The organism is Flavobacterium sp. WC2409 (genome assembly GCF_041200085.1).
Taxonomy (GTDB): domain Bacteria; phylum Bacteroidota; class Bacteroidia; order Flavobacteriales; family Flavobacteriaceae; genus Flavobacterium.
The window spans coordinates 1,500,983-1,520,242 of sequence record NZ_CP165625.1 but is presented as its reverse complement, the minus strand read 5'-3'; the positions used below and the strand labels follow the sequence as shown (position 1 = coordinate 1,520,242).

At 37.0% G+C, this 19,260-nt stretch carries 11 protein-coding genes; 5 read left to right on the top strand and 6 right to left on the bottom strand.

The genetic code is table 11. The features are described 5' to 3' along the window. Positions 1-13 precede the first annotated feature (13 nt). Positions 14-11,041 carry a gliding motility-associated C-terminal domain-containing protein gene (locus AB3G34_RS06580; protein WP_369753853.1) on the bottom strand — a complete coding sequence of 3,676 codons (11,028 nt, stop codon included), beginning with the start codon at positions 11,039-11,041 and terminating at the stop codon, positions 14-16. 372 nt (positions 11,042-11,413) lie between these two features. Between AB3G34_RS06580 and AB3G34_RS06575 the strand changes: the two genes are divergently transcribed. The 4 genes from AB3G34_RS06575 to AB3G34_RS06560 are packed head-to-tail and all read left to right on the top strand — an operon-like array spanning position 11,414 to position 15,503. Continuing rightward, positions 11,414-11,899, top strand: a complete 486-nt coding sequence (locus AB3G34_RS06575; protein WP_369753852.1) for a histidine phosphatase family protein — start codon at positions 11,414-11,416, stop codon at positions 11,897-11,899. Between the two features lie 10 nt (positions 11,900-11,909). Continuing rightward, on the top strand, positions 11,910-13,979 hold the full coding sequence (ppk1, locus tag AB3G34_RS06570) for a polyphosphate kinase 1 (RefSeq protein WP_367753222.1): 2,070 nt from the start codon (positions 11,910-11,912) through the stop codon (positions 13,977-13,979). Between the two features lie 50 nt (positions 13,980-14,029). Continuing rightward, positions 14,030-14,920 carry a Ppx/GppA phosphatase family protein gene (locus AB3G34_RS06565; protein ID WP_367753220.1) on the top strand — a complete coding sequence of 297 codons (891 nt, stop codon included), beginning with the start codon at positions 14,030-14,032 and terminating at the stop codon, positions 14,918-14,920. Positions 14,921-14,927: 7 nt separating this feature from the next. Next, positions 14,928-15,503: a TMEM175 family protein gene (locus AB3G34_RS06560; protein ID WP_369753851.1), complete on the top strand. Its 576-nt coding sequence runs from the start codon at positions 14,928-14,930 to the stop codon at positions 15,501-15,503. 1 nt (position 15,504) lies between these two features. Here AB3G34_RS06560 and AB3G34_RS06555 read toward each other — a convergent pair whose 3' ends face one another. After that, entirely contained in the window at positions 15,505-15,795 is a 291-nt protein-coding gene (locus tag AB3G34_RS06555) for a DNA polymerase III (protein WP_367753216.1), read from the bottom strand. A gap of 67 nt (positions 15,796-15,862) precedes the next feature. Here AB3G34_RS06555 and AB3G34_RS06550 point away from each other — a divergent pair, with 67 nt between their 5' ends. Further along, positions 15,863-16,126, top strand: a complete 264-nt coding sequence (locus tag AB3G34_RS06550; protein ID WP_369753850.1) for a hypothetical protein — start codon at positions 15,863-15,865, stop codon at positions 16,124-16,126. 28 nt (positions 16,127-16,154) lie between these two features. Here AB3G34_RS06550 and dnaX read toward each other — a convergent pair whose 3' ends face one another. The 4 genes from dnaX to AB3G34_RS06530 all read right to left on the bottom strand — a co-directional run bounded on the left by dnaX (position 16,155) and on the right by AB3G34_RS06530 (position 19,206). Further along, on the bottom strand, positions 16,155-17,240 hold the full coding sequence (gene dnaX / locus AB3G34_RS06545) for a DNA polymerase III subunit gamma/tau (protein WP_369753849.1): 1,086 nt from the start codon (positions 17,238-17,240) through the stop codon (positions 16,155-16,157). A gap of 98 nt (positions 17,241-17,338) precedes the next feature. Further along, the gene (locus AB3G34_RS06540) at positions 17,339-18,454 is read right to left on the bottom strand and encodes a class I SAM-dependent methyltransferase (RefSeq protein WP_369753848.1); all 1,116 of its coding nucleotides are present in this window, start codon (positions 18,452-18,454) and stop codon (positions 17,339-17,341) included. A gap of 100 nt (positions 18,455-18,554) precedes the next feature. Further along, positions 18,555-18,854 (bottom strand): hypothetical protein, encoded by a 300-nt coding sequence (locus AB3G34_RS06535; protein WP_369753847.1) that lies wholly within the window; start codon positions 18,852-18,854, stop codon positions 18,555-18,557. 40 nt (positions 18,855-18,894) lie between these two features. Continuing rightward, positions 18,895-19,206 carry a hypothetical protein gene (locus AB3G34_RS06530; protein ID WP_369753846.1) on the bottom strand — a complete coding sequence of 104 codons (312 nt, stop codon included), beginning with the start codon at positions 19,204-19,206 and terminating at the stop codon, positions 18,895-18,897. Between the last annotated feature and the right edge of the window lie 54 nt (positions 19,207-19,260).

The window sequence follows — 19,260 nt, the reverse complement described above, 5'->3', positions numbered from 1 at the left end:
ATTTGAGTTTGTTTTATCTTGTAAGGTATAAATAACCATTCTTTTTATTGGTTTGAATATTTCCATTTCCATCAACTGATGTATAATTTAATATATAAAAATACGTTCCAGAAGGTAATCCAGAAGACTGGCTAATTGTCGTTCTACCTTGTGATATACCCGTAAAAACTTTACTAGTATTATTATATCCTTGAGTTTCATAAACTAATATTCCCCAACGGTTATAGATTTCAACAGTATTTTCGGGATAACATATTGTGTCTTCTATATTATCAATTATAAATTGCTCATTAATTCCATCACCATTAGGAGAAAAAGCATTGTGTACTTCAACGACACCACAACCTAAAACAATACCACAATCCGCATCAGAAACATTCATTTTTATGATATATGTTATTGGACAACCATCAGTTTCAATTTCATATTGAATATTATAAATACCTTGAGATACGCCAAAAGGAGTGAATATATTTCCTATTAGAACTCCGGTATTATCATCAATCCAAATACCATTTAATGGAGTACCTTGAGGTAAGAGAGTTACTAAATCAATAGTTAATGTATTATCAGTATTACATGCAGTACTTTCAATTATTATAGGTTCAATTTTTTCTGGTTGAGTAATAGTAACGGAAGTTGTAGCATTACAGAATGCTCTTTCATCATTAGCTGTAAGAGTATAAGTTCCAGCAGGCAAGTTGGTATTAGATAAAACCTCGTTAGCTGCATTGGTTATTACAACAATAGAACCTGTACTACTAGTTACTGCGATTGAGCCATTGGCTAGACCAAAACAAGTAACATTGGTAGCAATTCCGCTAACGGTTACTGCAATTTCAGGTTGTGTGATGATTACTTGAGCAGTAGCTGAACAAGAATTTCCTTCATTACCACCATTTGCTGTAGCGGTAAGAGTATAAGTTCCAGCAGGTAAGTTTATATTAGATACCACTTGATTAGTAGCATTCGTTATTACCACAGTAGAACCAGTACTATTAGTTACAGTAATCGAACCATTAGCTTGACCAAAACAAGAAACATTAGTAGCAATTCCGCTAACAGATACTGCGATTTCTGGTTGAGTAATGGTTACATTAACTGTAGTTTGACATCCTTTAGCATCCGTTACGGTAAAAGTTTTTAAACCAGCAGTCAATCCTGTTTGAGCAGGTGTGATGGTATATCCAGCCGTTCCTCCAGCAGGAGTAATGACAACAGACCCATCGTTACCACCAAAACAAGACACATTTACTTGTGTTCCGGCTGTTGCACTTAAAGCTACAGCAGGCTCAGTAATGGTTACATCAACTGTAGTTTGACATCCTTTAGCATCGGTTACGGTGAAGGTATGTAAACCAGCTGTCAATCCTGTTTGAGCGGGTGTGATGGTGTATCCAGCCGTTCCTCCAGCAGGAGTAATGACAACAGACCCATCGTTACCACCAAAACAAGACACATTTATTTGCGTTCCGGCTGTTGCACTTAAAGCTACAGCAGGCTCAGTAATCGTTACATCAATTGTAGTTTGACATCCTTTAGCATCCGTCACAGTGAAGGTATGTAAACCAGCAGTCAATCCTGTTTGAGCGGGCGTGATGGTGTATCCAGCCGTTCCTCCAGCAGGAGTAATGACAACAGACCCATCGTTACCACCAAAACAAGACACATTTACTTGTGTTCCGGCTGTTGCACTTAAAGCTATAGCAGGCTCAGTAATCGTTACATCAATTGTAGTTTGACATCCTTTAGCATCCGTTACGGTAAAAGTTTTTAAACCAGCAGTCAATCCTGTTTGAGCAGGTGTGATGGTGTATCCAGCCGTTCCTCCAGCAGGAGTAATGACAACAGACCCATCGTTACCACCAAAACAAGACACATTTACTTGCGTTCCGGCTGTTGCACTTAAAGCTACAGCAGGCTCAGTAATCGTTACATCAATTGTAGTTTGACATCCTTTAGCATCCGTTACGGTAAAAGTTTTTAAACCAGCAGTCAATCCTGTTTGAGCAGGTGTGATGGTGTATCCAGCCGTTCCTCCAGCAGGAGTAATGACAACAGACCCATCGTTACCACCAAAACAAGACACATTTACTTGTGTTCCGGCTGTTGCACTTAAAGCTAGAGCAGGCTCAGTAATCGTTACATCAATTGTAGTTTGACATCCTTTAGCATCGGTTACGGTAAAAGTTTTTAAACCAGCAGTCAATCCTGTTTGAGCGGGTGTGATGGTGTATCCAGCCGTTCCTCCAGCAGGAGTAATGACAACAGACCCATCGTTACCACCAAAACAAGAGACATTTATTTGCGTTCCGGCTGTTGCACTTAAAGCTACAGCAGGCTCAGTAATCGTTACATCAACAGTAGTTTGACATCCTTTAGCATCGGTTACGGTAAAAGTTTTTAAACCAGCAGTCAATCCTGTTTGAGCAGGTGTGATGGTGTATCCAGCCGTTCCCCCAGCAGGAGTAATGACAACAGACCCATCGTTACCACCAAAACAAGACACATTTACTTGTGTTCCGGCTGTTGCACTTAAAGCTAGAGCAGGCTCAGTAATCGTTACATCAATTGTAGTTTGACATCCTTTAGCATCGGTTACGGTAAAAGTTTTCAAACCAGCAGTCAATCCTGTTTGAGCAGGTGTGATGGTGTATCCAGCCGTTCCTCCAGCAGGAGTAATGACAACAGACCCATCGTTACCACCAAAACAAGAGACATTTACTTGTGTTCCGGCTGTTGCACTTAAAGCTAGAGCAGGCTCAGTAATCGTTACATCAATTGTAGTTTGACATCCTTTAGCATCCGTTACGGTAAAAGTTTTTAAACCAGCAGTCAATCCTGTTTGAGCAGGCGTGATAGTGTATCCAGCCGTTCCCCCAGCAGGAGTAATGACAACAGACCCATCGTTACCACCAAAACAAGACACATTTACTTGTGTTCCGGCTGTTGCACTTAAAGCTAGAGCAGGCTCAGTAATCGTTACATCAACTGTAGTTTGACATCCTTTAGCATCGGTTACGGTAAAAGTTTTTAAACCAGCAGTCAATCCTGTTTGAGCGGGTGTGATGGTGTATCCAGCCGTTCCTCCAGCAGGAGTAATGACAACAGACCCATCGTTACCACCAAAACAAGAGACATTTATTTGCGTTCCGGCTGTTGCACTTAAAGCTACAGCAGGCTCAGTAATCGTTACATCAACAGTAGTTTGACATCCTTTAGCATCGGTTACGGTAAAAGTTTTTAAACCAGCAGTCAATCCTGTTTGAGCAGGTGTGATGGTGTATCCAGCCGTTCCCCCAGCAGGAGTAATGACAACAGACCCATCGTTACCACCAAAACAAGACACATTTACTTGTGTTCCGGCTGTTGCACTTAAAGCTAGAGCAGGCTCAGTAATCGTTACATCAACAGTAGTTTGACATCCTTTAGCATCGGTTACGGTAAAAGTTTTTAAACCAGCAGTCAATCCTGTTTGAGCAGGTGTGATGGTGTATCCAGCCGTTCCCCCAGCAGGAGTAATGACAACAGACCCATCGTTACCACCAAAACAAGACACATTTACTTGTGTTCCGGCTGTTGCACTTAAAGCTAGAGCAGGCTCAGTAATCGTTACATCAATTGTAGTTTGACATCCTTTAGCATCGGTTACGGTAAAAGTTTTCAAACCAGCAGTCAATCCTGTTTGAGCAGGTGTGATGGTGTATCCAGCCGTTCCTCCAGCAGGAGTAATGACAACAGACCCATCGTTACCACCAAAACAAGAGACATTTACTTGTGTTCCGGCTGTTGCACTTAAAGCTAGAGCAGGCTCAGTAATCGTTACATCAATTGTAGTTTGACATCCTTTAGCATCCGTTACGGTAAAAGTTTTTAAACCAGCAGTCAATCCTGTTTGAGCAGGCGTGATAGTGTATCCAGCCGTTCCCCCAGCAGGAGTAATGACAACAGACCCATCGTTACCACCAAAACAAGACACATTTACTTGTGTTCCGGCTGTTGCACTTAAAGCTACAGCAGGCTCAGTAATCGTTACATCAATTGTAGTTTGACATCCTTTAGCATCGGTTACGGTAAAAGTTTTCAAACCAGCAGTCAATCCTGTTTGAGCAGGTGTGATGGTATATCCAGCCGTTCCTCCAGCAGGAGTAATGACAACAGACCCATCGTTACCACCAAAACAAGAGACATTTATTTGTGTTCCGGCCGTTGCACTTAAAGCTACAGCAGGTTCAGTAATAGTAACCTGAACAGTAGTTTGACATCCTTTAGCATCCGTTACGGTAAAAGTTTTTAAACCAGCAGTCAATCCTGTTTGAGCAGGTGTGATGGTGTATCCAGCCGTTCCTCCAGCAGGAGTAATGACAACAGACCCATCGTTACCACCAAAACAAGACACATTTACTTGTGTTCCGGCTGTTGCGCTTAAAGCTACAGCAGGCTCAGTAATGGTTACATCAACTGTAGTTTGACATCCTTTAGCATCGGTTACGGTAAAAGTTTTTAAACCAGCAGTCAATCCTGTTTGAGCGGGCGTGATGGTGTATCCAGCCGTTCCTCCAGCAGGAGTAATGACAACAGACCCATCGTTACCACCAAAACAAGACACATTTACTTGTGTTCCGGCCGTTGTGCTTAAAGCTAGAGCAGGCTCAGTAATCGTTACATCAATTGTAGTTTGACATCCTTTAGCATCCGTCACAGTGAAGGTATGTAAACCAGCAGTCAATCCTGTTTGAGCAGGCGTGATAGTGTATCCAGCCGTTCCCCCAGCAGGAGTAATGACAACAGACCCATCGTTACCACCAAAACAAGACACATTTACTTGTGTTCCGGCTGTTGCACTTAAAGCTACAGCAGGCTCAGTAATGGTTACATCAACTGTAGTTTGACATCCTTTAGCATCGGTTACGGTGAACGTATGTAAACCAGCAGTCAATCCTGTTTGAGCAGGTGTGATGGTGTATCCAGCCGTTCCTCCAGCAGGAGTAATGACAACAGACCCATCGTTACCACCAAAACAAGACACATTTACTTGTGTTCCGGCTGTTGCACTTAAAGCTAGAGCAGGCTCAGTAATCGTTACATCAATTGTAGTTTGACATCCTTTAGCATCGGTTACGGTAAAAGTTTTTAAACCAGCAGTCAATCCTGTTTGAGCAGGTGTGATGGTGTATCCAGCCGTTCCTCCAGCAGGAGTAATGACAACAGACCCATCGTTACCACCAAAACAAGACACATTTACTTGTGTTCCGGCTGTTGCGCTTAAAGCTACAGCAGGCTCAGTAATGGTTACATCAACAGTAGTTTGACATCCTTTAGCATCGGTTACGGTAAAAGTTTTTAAACCAGCAGTCAATCCTGTTTGAGCAGGTGTGATGGTGTATCCAGTCGTTCCTCCAGCAGGAGTAATGACAACAGACCCATCGTTACCACCAAAACAAGACACATTTACTTGTGTTCCGGCTGTTGCACTTAAAGCTAGAGCAGGCTCAGTAATCGTTACATCAATTGTAGTTTGACATCCTTTAGCATCCGTTACGGTAAAAGTTTTTAAACCAGCAGTCAATCCTGTTTGAGCAGGTGTGATGGTATATCCAGCCGTTCCTCCAGCAGGAGTAATGACAACAGACCCATCGTTACCACCAAAACAAGACACATTTACTTGTGTTCCGGCTGTTGCACTTAAAGCTAGAGCAGGCTCAGTAATCGTTACATCAATTGTAGTTTGACATCCTTTAGCATCCGTTACGGTAAAAGTTTTTAAACCAGCAGTCAATCCTGTTTGAGCAGGCGTGATAGTGTATCCAGCCGTTCCCCCAGCAGGAGTAATGACAACAGACCCATCGTTACCACCAAAACAAGACACATTTACTTGTGTTCCGGCTGTTGCACTTAAAGCTAGAGCAGGCTCAGTAATCGTTACATCAATTGTAGTTTGACATCCTTTAGCATCCGTTACGGTAAAAGTTTTTAAACCAGCAGTCAATCCTGTTTGAGCAGGTGTGATGGTGTATCCAGCCGTTCCTCCAGCAGGAGTAATGACAACAGACCCATCGTTACCACCAAAACAAGACACATTTACTTGCGTTCCGGCTGTTGCACTTAAAGCTACAGCAGGCTCAGTAATCGTTACATCAATTGTAGTTTGACATCCTTTAGCATCCGTTACGGTAAAAGTTTTTAAACCAGCAGTCAATCCTGTTTGAGCAGGTGTGATGGTGTATCCAGCCGTTCCTCCAGCAGGAGTAATGACAACAGACCCATCGTTACCACCAAAACAAGACACATTTACTTGTGTTCCGGCTGTTGCGCTTAAAGCTAGAGCAGGCTCAGTAATCGTTACATCAACTGTAGTTTGACATCCTTTAGCATCGGTTACGGTAAAAGTTTTTAAACCAGCAGTCAATCCTGTTTGAGCGGGTGTGATGGTGTATCCAGCCGTTCCTCCAGCAGGAGTAATGACAACAGACCCATCGTTACCACCAAAACAAGAGACATTTATTTGCGTTCCGGCTGTTGCACTTAAAGCTACAGCAGGCTCAGTAATCGTTACATCAACAGTAGTTTGACATCCTTTAGCATCGGTTACGGTAAAAGTTTTTAAACCAGCAGTCAATCCTGTTTGAGCAGGTGTGATGGTGTATCCAGCCGTTCCCCCAGCAGGAGTAATGACAACAGACCCATCGTTACCACCAAAACAAGACACATTTACTTGTGTTCCGGCTGTTGCACTTAAAGCTAGAGCAGGCTCAGTAATCGTTACATCAATTGTAGTTTGACATCCTTTAGCATCGGTTACGGTAAAAGTTTTCAAACCAGCAGTCAATCCTGTTTGAGCAGGTGTGATGGTGTATCCAGCCGTTCCTCCAGCAGGAGTAATGACAACAGACCCATCGTTACCACCAAAACAAGAGACATTTACTTGTGTTCTGGCTGTTGCACTTAAAGCTAGAGCAGGCTCAGTAATCGTTACATCAATTGTAGTTTGACATCCTTTAGCATCCGTTACGGTAAAAGTTTTTAAACCAGCAGTCAATCCTGTTTGAGCAGGCGTGATAGTGTATCCAGCCGTTCCCCCAGCAGGAGTAATGACAACAGATCCATCGTTACCACCAAAACAAGACACATTTACTTGTGTTCCGGCTGTTGCACTTAAAGCTAGAGCAGGCTCAGTAATCGTTACATCAACTGTAGTTTGACATCCTTTAGCATCGGTTACGGTAAAAGTTTTTAAACCAGCAGTCAATCCTGTTTGAGCGGGTGTGATGGTGTATCCAGCCGTTCCTCCAGCAGGAGTAATGACAACAGACCCATCGTTACCACCAAAACAAGAGACATTTATTTGCGTTCCGGCTGTTGCACTTAAAGCTACAGCAGGCTCAGTAATCGTTACATCAACAGTAGTTTGACATCCTTTAGCATCGGTTACGGTAAAAGTTTTTAAACCAGCAGTCAATCCTGTTTGAGCAGGTGTGATGGTGTATCCAGCCGTTCCCCCAGCAGGAGTAATGACAACAGACCCATCGTTACCACCAAAACAAGACACATTTACTTGTGTTCCGGCTGTTGCACTTAAAGCTAGAGCAGGCTCAGTAATCGTTACATCAATTGTAGTTTGACATCCTTTAGCATCGGTTACGGTAAAAGTTTTCAAACCAGCAGTCAATCCTGTTTGAGCAGGTGTGATGGTGTATCCAGCCGTTCCTCCAGCAGGAGTAATGACAACAGACCCATCGTTACCACCAAAACAAGACACATTTACTTGTGTTCCGGCTGTTGCGCTTAAAGCTACAGCAGGCTCAGTAATGGTTACATCAACAGTAGTTTGACATCCTTTAGCATCGGTTACGGTAAAAGTTTTTAAACCAGCAGTCAATCCTGTTTGAGCGGGCGTGATGGTGTATCCAGCCGTTCCTCCAGCAGGAGTAATGACAACAGACCCATCGTTACCACCAAAACAAGACACATTTACTTGTGTTCCGGCCGTTGTGCTTAAAGCTAGAGCAGGCTCAGTAATCGTTACATCAATTGTAGTTTGACATCCTTTAGCATCCGTCACAGTGAAGGTATGTAAACCAGCAGTCAATCCTGTTTGAGCAGGTGTGATGGTATATCCAGCCGTTCCTCCAGCAGGAGTAATGACAACAGACCCATCGTTACCACCAAAACAAGACACATTTACTTGTGTTCCGGCTGTTGCGCTTAAAGCTACAGCAGGCTCAGTAATGGTTACATCAACTGTAGTTTGACATCCTTTAGCATCGGTTACGGTAAAAGTTTTTAAACCAGCAGTCAATCCTGTTTGAGCGGGCGTGATGGTGTATCCAGCCGTTCCTCCAGCAGGAGTAATGACAACAGACCCATCGTTACCACCAAAACAAGACACATTTACTTGTGTTCCGGCCGTTGTGCTTAAAGCTAGAGCAGGCTCAGTAATCGTTACATCAATTGTAGTTTGACATCCTTTAGCATCCGTCACAGTGAAGGTATGTAAACCAGCAGTCAATCCTGTTTGAGCAGGTGTGATGGTGTATCCAGCCGTTCCTCCAGCAGGAGTAATGACAACAGACCCATCGTTACCACCAAAACAAGACACATTTATTTGTGTTCCGGCTGTTGCACTTAAAGCTATAGCAGGCTCAGTAATCGTTACATCAATTGTAGTTTGACATCCTTTAGCATCCGTTACGGTAAAAGTTTTTAAACCAGCAGTCAATCCTGTTTGAGCAGGTGTGATGGTGTATCCAGCCGTTCCTCCAGCAGGAGTAATGACAACAGACCCATCGTTACCACCAAAACAAGACACATTTACTTGCGTTCCGGCTGTTGCACTTAAAGCTACAGCAGGCTCAGTAATCGTTACATCAATTGTAGTTTGACATCCTTTAGCATCCGTTACGGTAAAAGTTTTTAAACCAGCAGTCAATCCTGTTTGAGCGGGTGTGATGGTGTATCCAGCCGTTCCTCCAGCAGGAGTAATGACAACAGACCCATCGTTACCACCAAAACAAGAGACATTTATTTGCGTTCCGGCTGTTGCACTTAAAGCTACAGCAGGCTCAGTAATCGTTACATCAACTGTAGTTTGACATCCTTTAGCATCGGTTACGGTAAAAGTTTTTAAACCAGCAGTCAATCCTGTTTGAGCAGGTGTGATGGTGTATCCAGCCGTTCCCCCAGCAGGAGTAATGACAACAGACCCATCGTTACCACCAAAACAAGACACATTTACTTGTGTTCCGGCTGTTGCACTTAAAGCTAGAGCAGGCTCAGTAATCGTTACATCAATTGTAGTTTGACATCCTTTAGCATCGGTTACGGTAAAAGTTTTCAAACCAGCAGTCAATCCTGTTTGAGCAGGCGTGATAGTGTATCCAGCCGTTCCCCCAGCAGGAGTAATGACAACAGACCCATCGTTACCACCAAAACAAGACACATTTACTTGTGTTCCGGCTGTTGCACTTAAAGCTACAGCAGGCTCAGTAATCGTTACATCAATTGTAGTTTGACATCCTTTAGCATCGGTTACGGTAAAAGTTTTCAAACCAGCAGTCAATCCTGTTTGAGCAGGTGTGATGGTATATCCAGCCGTTCCTCCAGCAGGAGTAATGACAACAGACCCATCGTTACCACCAAAACAAGAGACATTTATTTGTGTTCCGGCCGTTGCACTTAAAGCTACAGCAGGTTCAGTAATAGTAACCTGAACAGTAGTTTGACATCCTTTAGCATCCGTCACAGTGAAGGTATGTAAACCAGCAGTCAATCCTGTTTGAGCAGGTGTGATGGTGTATCCAGCCGTTCCTCCAGCAGGAGTAATGACAACAGACCCATCGTTACCACCAAAACAAGACACATTTACTTGCGTTCCGGCTGTTGCACTTAAAGCTACAGCAGGCTCAGTAATCGTTACATCAATTGTAGTTTGACATCCTTTAGCATCCGTCACAGTGAAGGTATGTAAACCAGCAGTCAATCCTGTTTGAGCGGGCGTGATGGTGTATCCAGCCGTTCCTCCAGCAGGAGTAATGACAACAGAACCATCGTTACCACCAAAACAAGAGACATTTACTTGAGAACTGAGAGTTGCAACTATGGCAGGGCGAACTGTTACAGTTGCTTCTACGGTTGAAATACTAGACCCACTACATAAGCCAGAACTTGAAAATAAGGCTCTGTATTTAGTTGTTTCAAATAAGTTTGTAGGAGTATATGTAGTTGATGCATTAACAATATCTGTCCATGATGTAAAAGGACTAATAGACGATTGCCATTTAATAATACTTGAACCAGTTGGTACACCACTTATTGTTAGAGTTGAACTATTGTCCCCATAACACACTGTTGAGCTAGGGCCAACAGAACCTTTTAATGGAATACCAAATGTAAGAGGGGTATTTACACAACCACTTGAGCTACTGGAGTTACCACTAACAGATGCTAATTTTGTAATATTGATTAACCCAGGAGTATTGACATTACAGATATTAATACCAACACTACCAAAAGGAATATTAAATTCTAAAAAGGTCTCACTAGTTGTACAAATACTACCGCTTTTAGCAGCAAGTCCATTATTAATAGTAAGTAGAGTTAAAGTACTACCGCTTCCAGAGTATAAATCAAAACTTTTGGCATTCGAATTAATTTCTATAATATATTCAGCACCAGCTACGGATATGCTTCCTCCAAAAGTATCAGAAGTTAATCCAGTTGCGCTGTTATTATCTGTGTCTAAATACAATCTAAAAAGAGCTGCTCCACTATTACCGATATTCATTCCTAATCGTAACACTTGAGTTTGTGTATTAACTTTAGCTCTAATTGTTCCAACCTGACAGGTTGAAGATGGATTAGCAGATAATAGTTGGCTAAAAACTATCCCAGTTGCATATTCATCACCAACAGCTCCAGGACCTGGACAATAATTTCCATCAAAAGTATCTTGAGCATAACAATTTGAAATAGATATTGTTAGAAGGAATAGAACAAAAAGGATAAACTGTTTTAATTTTGAATTGGGTAAAATTGTTTTCATAGGATCAATTTTATATAGGTTTATAAAGCTTCAATTAGGACAAAATAATATTCGCATTCGTAATTAGATAGAGCTAAACTAATTACATTAAATTATTTTTTTTAATTTTCTCTTCGAATAGCTTAAAAACTCGTTAAATGACGCTTTTTTAGCAAAAAAAAAGTTAAAAAACAACTGTTTTCAAAGGTTTATCTGTAATTAATCTAAATTTTATGTTAATTTTTATGTGAGTTAATTGTGATTACTTGTTTTTTTTTAATACAAAAGTGATTTTAAGAATATTTTAAAAGGAATAATGTTTAATAACTATATATATTGTATCTTTCTATTTCGGTTAAAATATTAAAGAAATTAATCAGAAAGATTGAGAATATGAAAAATCTAATATTAATAAGACATGCTAAATCAAATTGGGATGCACCTCTAAAAGATATCGATAGACCATTAGATCAAAGGGGTTACAAAGATGCCCATTTGGTATCTTTAAATATAATTAACGACTTGCCCAAAACATTTATCATTTGGAGTAGTATTGCAAAACGGGCATCAGATACCGCTGTAATTTTTGCTCAAAACTTATTATATCCTATGGAAAGTATTGTATATAAAGATACACTATACACTTTTGATGAAAGTCAATTAGAAAAAATAGTTAAATCTTGCAGTAATTCTTATGATAGTTTGATTCTTTTTGGACATAATGCCGCAATTACAAATTTTGTTAATAAATTTGGGGATGTTTTTATAGATAATGTTCCTACAGCAGGTTTTGTATCTTTGCAATTTGATACAGATTATTGGGAAAAAATAAAAAAAGGTAAAACGAAAAAAATAATAGCTCCAAAAGATTTAAAATAAAATTAATATAGTGTTAGATCAAAAATATATAGATAGAGAAAAAAGTTGGTTAGCTTTTAATGCCAGAGTACTACAAGAAGCAGCAGACGATTCAGTACCACTTTTAGATAGATTGCGATTTTTAGGAATTTTTTCCAATAATTTAGACGAATTTTTTAGAGTTCGATTTGCAGCAATACGAAGATTGAGTCTTTCTGGTAAATCAGGAGAAAAAATTCTTGGAGGTATCTCAGCTCAACAATTAGTAAAAGATATTACTGAAATAGTAATTGAACATCAAACAGAAAGTCTACTTATACTTAAAGGAATCGAAAATGAACTTGAAAATGAAAACATTTTTATTATAAATGAAAATGAAATTTCAGTTGAACAGGAGATATTTCTAAAAGATTTTTTTATTCAAAAGTTGAGTCCTGAGTTAGTAACTATTATTTTAAATGATTTAGCTGAATTTCCATTGTTGAAAGATAATTTAGGTTATTTGGCTATAAAATTAGTAATGAATACAGATGCGGAAGTTCGTTATGCAATTATCGAAATTCCAAAAACAATGAATCGCTTCGTTGTTTTACCTTCAAACGATGAAAAACAATATGTTATTTTAATTGATGATGTCATTCGACATAATTTAAAAAGTATTTTTAACATTTTTGATTATGAGAGTGTATCAGCTCATATGATAAAAATCAGTCGAGATGCACAATTGGATATTGATAGTGACTTGAGTAAAAGCATGTTAGAGAAAATTTCAACTAGTGTAAAAGACAGAAGAATTGGTGAACCAGTTCGTTTTATTTATGATCAATTAATAGAAAAAGATACCTTACAGTTTTTTTTAGATAAAATGAAAATTGTTTCCACTGATAGTATTATACCAGGAGGAAGATACCATAATAGAAGGGATTATATGAATTTTCCAAACCTTGGAAGATTTGATTTATTATACAAAACAAATGTTCCTTTACCTATTCCGGGATTAAGCATAGAAGGAAGTATATTAGAAAAAATAAGTAAAAAAGATTATTTGCTAAATGCACCTTATCAATCTTTTTCATATCTCACAAAATTTTTGAGAGAAGCGGCGCTAGATCCTAAAGTTACCTCTATTAAAATTACACTTTACCGACTGGCTAAAAATTCTCAAATTATTAGCTCTCTTATTAATGCTGCAAAAAATGGAAAGAAAGTAACAGTACAAATTGAGTTGCAAGCTCGCTTTGACGAGGCTTCTAATATTTCCTACGCAGAGCAAATGCAACAGGAAGGAATCAATCTTATTTTTGGAATTAAAGGACTGAAAGTACACAGCAAAATCTGCGTGATCGAAAGAAACGAAAAAGGAAAAACAAAACGATATGGGTTTATTTCAACTGGAAATTTTAACGAGTCAACTGCTAAAGTTTATACTGATGTAACTTTATTCACGAGTCATCAACAAATTTTGAAAGATATTTCGAAAGTATTTGAATTTTTTGACATCAATTATAGAATTCATCGTTATAAGCATCTTATTGTTTCACCGCATTACACACGTACTCGATTTTATAAATTAATAGATAGAGAAATTTCCCATGCTCTCGCTGGGAGAAAAACATATATAAAGCTAAAAATGAATAGTTTGTCTGATTTTGGAATGATTGATAAACTATATGAAGCAAGTAATGCAGGAGTGAAAATTCAACTAGAAGTCAGAGGAATTTGTTCTTTAATACCTGGTGTTAAAGGAATGAGTGCTAATATTGAAGCGATTAGTATTGTTGATAATTATTTAGAACATTCTAGAATTTATATTTTTGGTAATGGAGGCCAAACGGAGGTTTATATATCTTCAGCTGATTTTATGACACGAAATTTAGACGGTAGGGTCGAAGTAACTTGCCCAATTTATGATCAAGAAATTAAAAATGAATTGATTGATAATTTTGATTTAGGTTGGAAAGGAAATGTAAAAGCGCGCTACCATTCTGATAAATTAGATAATAAATATAGAGAAAGAAATGGTGCCCCAATATTTAGAGCACAAATTGAAACGTATAAATACTACCAAAGAAAAGTAGATTTATTAGAAGAAACATTTTAATAAATTACTTTTTTAGTACCGTTTTGAAAAATAAAAATTCATAAGAGAGAATGATTAAGATAAAAAAATATGCTGCAATCGATATTGGATCAAATGCCATGCGATTATTGATTGTTAATATTGTTGAACAAGAGGGTAAAGAAGCTCAATTTAATAAGAGCTCATTAGTTCGTGTGCCAATTCGTTTAGGACAAGATGCTTTTACAGTTGGTGAAATTTCCGAAGAGAATATCGAAAGGATGTGTGATGCAATGAAGGCATTTAATCTTTTAATGAAAGTGCATAAGGTGCAGTCTTATAAAGCGTTTGCCACATCAGCAATGAGAGAAGCTTATAATGGAAAAGAAGTGGTAGAAGTTATTAAAGAAAAAGCAGATATTAATATTGAAATTATTGATGGTAAAAAAGAAGCCGCAATTATAGCATCGACAGATTTACATCACTTATTAAAAACGGATCAAACGTATCTTTTTGTTGATGTTGGTGGTGGAAGTACTGAATTCACGTTATTTTCTAATGGTAAGATGGTAAATTCCAGATCATTTAAGGCTGGTACTGTTCGGTTATTAAATAATATGGTTTGTGATGTTGTTTGGGAAGAAATTGAAAAATGGATTAGAACAAATACGGCTGATTATGAGGAAGTAACTCTTATTGGATCTGGTGGGAATATCAATAAATTATTTAAAATGTCGGGTAAAACGCAAGAGAAACCTTTATCATACATTTATATAAATTCTCAATATGCTTTTTTGAATTCATTAACTTATGAGCAAAGAATTTCTGAATTAGGTTTAAACCCTGATCGTGCTGATGTAATTATTCCTGCAGTTAGAATTTATCTTAATGCAATGAAGTGGAGTGGGGCAAGACAGATTTATGTGCCTAAAATTGGACTTTCAGATGGAATTGTAAAAGCAATGTATTATGAAAAAATATAACTAAAAGATGAATAAAAATAGATTAGAAGCTTTTAGTGACGGTGTTTTAGCAATTATCATTACTATTATGATTTTAGAAATTAAAGCACCTGAAGGAAAAGAATTTCAGGATTTAATCTCTGTTTTTCCAAAATTTTTAAGTTATGTTTTAAGTTTTTTATATATAGGTATTTATTGGAACAATCACCATCATTTACTTCAAGGGCTTACAAAAGTTAACGGTAAAATGTTATGGGCAAATTTACATTTACTTTTTTGGTTGTCCTTAATTCCATTTTCAACAGCTTGGATGGGAGAAAATTATTTTTCTAAGTCAACAATGACCTTATACGGGATTATTCTAATGTTTTCAGCAATAGCTTTTAATCTATTGCAAACGTGTATTGTAAAGACGGAAGGAGTAGATTCTTTAGTAGGGAAAGCTACTAAAAATGACCTAAAAGGAAAGTTGTCAATCGTTTTATATATTTTGGGAATTATTATTTCCTTTTTTAACCAATGGATTTCGGGAGTGATTTATTTAATTGTGGCATTTATTTGGTTAGTACCTGATACTCGTATTGAAAAGAGTTTAATAAAATAAATTAGGCATTTAAATCCAAACCAAAAGTAGTTCTTAGTAGTTCTATATTAGGATTTATTTCATGTAACCTATTGTAACGATCTTGATCGTTAAAGCTTTTATTACTAGTAATACTTTCATTAACTATCACTTCTATAGATAGGTCATGATTGTGTAAATGACTTCTTAAATACCCTAAGAGTCCATTTTTCTCACTTTCAAAATCTAATTTCGAACCTTCATTTGGTAATTCAAAATGTATTGTAGTGGATCCATTCAAAACGGGGTCATTGATAAGTAATATTGATTCCATTATTTTAAATCCTTTGTCACCCAGTCGTTTGGCGTATTTTGTCCATTGAATTAACATTTCTGTTTCAGTGAAAGTTTCTGTAGGTAAATGCACTGACTCTTTTACAAAGGACTTACTGCTTTCTTCTAAAGCTTTTTTGGCTCGAATACTAGATAGTGAAAAGGCTGAAATTTTTGGTTCATCTGAATTTGATTCAATAATTCTTGTAGAAGAACTTGGAGAAATAATATTTTCTGGTTCTGTGCTTACTGCAACTTCAATTGTATTCGTAACAGGAATTTCAGCTGTTTTAACTGGTTCAGTAGCTTTAGTATTATCAGCTATCGAATAATCATTTTTTCTAAAATAAGTTGGCGGAATTATGAAGGACTCAACTTTTTTTTTTCTCCATCAAAAGTGATAGAGGCTAGTTGCATCAAACAAAGTTCTACAAGTAAGCGTTGATTTTGACTTAGCTTGTATTTTAAATCACAGTCATTTGCAATAGCAATTCCTTTTAATAAAAAGTCTTGACTGCATTTTTTAGCCTGTAAACCGTACATTTTTTGAGCTTGTTCACCTACTTCTAATAACGATAGAGTTGATGGGTTTTTGCTTACTAATAAATCTCTAAAATGAGAAGCTAATCCAGATACAAAATGATGGCTATCAAATCCTTTTGAAAGAATTTCATTGAACGCCATTAGTAAATCAGGAATTTTATTTTCAAGTATTAAATCAGTAACTGTAATATAAGTTTCGTAGTCAAGAACATTTAAATTTTCAGTAACTGCTTGACGTGTTAAGTTTGCACCACAATAAGAAACTACTCTGTCAAAAATAGACAAAGCATCACGCATGGCGCCATCTGCTTTTTGAGCGATGATATGTAATGCATCGTCTTCGTAAACGACACCTTGATTCGTAGCTACTTCTGCAAGATGTTCTTTAGCATCTTTTACTGTTATTCTTTTGAAATCAAATATTTGACAACGCGATAAAATCGTTGGAATAATTTTATGTTTTTCAGTAGTTGCCAAAATAAAAATAGCGTGTTTTGGTGGCTCTTCTAATGTTTTTAAGAAAGCATTAAATGCAGCTGATGATAACATATGCACCTCATCAATAATATAAACTTTATATTTCCCAGTTTGTGGGGGAATGCGAACTTGGTCAATTAAATTTCTAATATCATCAACAGAGTTATTTGATGCCGCATCCAATTCGAAGACATTAAAAGCAAAATCTTCATTTGGGTCATCATAACCAGGTTGATTAATTTTCCGAGCTAAAATTCGAGCACAAGTAGTTTTACCAACACCGCGAGGTCCAGTAAACAAGAGGGCAGAAGCAAGGTGATTGCTTTCTATGGCATTCAATAAAGTATTGGTAATGGCTTTTTGCCCTACAACATCATTAAATGTTTGTGGACGATATTTACGAGCCGATACTACAAATTGTTCCATATAAATTTTATTCGATAGCAAATATAGGTAATGCGATTATATTATGAAAAGGATAATTTACTTAATTCAAAATTAAATATAGATTATGAAAAAGGGACTTATTCAATAGTTTTAATTACTGAAGTTTTTGCAAATTTTAATCCTGATAAAGAGTTTTGGTTTATTCCTTTTTGTTGAATTAATACTTTAAATTTCATTCCCATCGCCATCAATAATCCGTAATTAATATAGGATTCATGAATTTTTACTTGACTTTTACATAAGGGATTGTTTAAGGCTCTGTTTTGGTATTCTTTAATGCCAAGTGCTCTTAAAAAATTGGTTTGATCAATCATTCCACAATAATTAATTCCATATTTTAAACCCCAACGGCCAAGTGCCGAAAAATTAGTATGTGACGTAATATCTTGATAACCTATAAGTTGGTATGGATTTTCATTTTTTTGATGTTTGTTATAGCATAATAATGTGCCACTGCTTCTCGCATTTCGATATAGATCAGAAGAGAAAGAGCCATAATCAATTGTAATAATATATCCTTTATTTAGAAATTGTGAAACTTCCTTTATCCATGCTATTGCCTCCAGATTAATTTCTGTTCGATATCCTTTTGGAAGTACTACTTTTAAAGTTTTTAGGTACTCTTTAAGCTCCTTTTTAGCTGGCTGTAGCACTTCGATAAATCCATTGTCATAATCTACAAATACTTCTTTAAGTTCTTCGTCCATTATTACTTGATGAACTGAAAAATTATCAATAACTTCATTGGATAAGATACAGCCATTTATATCTGGAATTGTTTTTATAGAATTGTGCCAAGTTACTTTTTCAATTAAATATTTCTTTTCAACAGCACGCATGCTCTCACTTTTTTCTATTATGCAATAGCTTAAGTGTTTGTATAATTTGGTGTTGTTTTTTAAATAATGTAAAATATCCCGACATAAAAGCCCCGTTCCTGCTCCGTATTCAATAATTTTAAAGGGCTTTCTATCCAGTATTTCCCACATTTCTTCTATTTGCCGGCCTATCATTGCACCAAAAGATTCAGAAAGATTTGCACTGGTATAAAAATCTCCGTCTTGTCCAATTTTATTTTTCTTTGAATTGTAATAACCTAATTCTGGAAAATACAAAGCCATCTCCATAAAATCCCGAAAGGATAATGGACCCTCATTTTTAATTCGTTTAATTATTATTTCGGTAAGTAACATCAAATTACGATTAAATCTAGTTCGAAATATAGCTTTGAAAAAAAATAATTATTTGGGACGAATAATTTAAAAAATATAATTAGGAAATGAGTTGAGAAATTTATCTGTTTTTCTCTTCTATTGAAAGTTTTATTAATATTTGTGCAGCCTCACTAACTGAATTAGCTGAAAAACCAGAAACAAAAACACCTTTTGTACCTGATTCAGATTTAATACCATACACTATTGCTTCGTCATCTGGATTTGAATCTCCTTCATAACGGTAAATATGAATAATTTCATGTTGATTTGGATTTTTTACAATTTCCTGTTCGTGGATATTAAAATCATAGGTAAATCCTTTTTCATTTAATTCATTTAAAGCTTTTGAAACAGAAGCATAATGGTACATGTTTTTCATATTTTTATCTTAATTTGTTTTTTTTACTATTTTTTATACTTTAAATTCTGCATTGTTGATCATTTTCATCAACACATAGTTTTGATAATATTTGCGCCACTTTGCTATCAGAATTAGCCGAAAATCCAGCAACAAATACCCCTTTTTTTCCTGAAGTAGATTTAATGCCATAAACTACAGCTTCGTCTCCAGGATCCGAATCTCCCTCATAACGATAGATGTGTTTGATTTCGTAATTATGAGGTTTCTTTACAATATCTTCCTCATGAATATTAAAGTCATAAGTAAACCCCATTTCATTCAAATTATCAAGAGCTTCAGAAACGGTCGAATAATGATAGATTGGTTTCATGATAAGAGATTTTTTTCATCTTAAAGATAACTATTTTATAATTAAGATATTGCA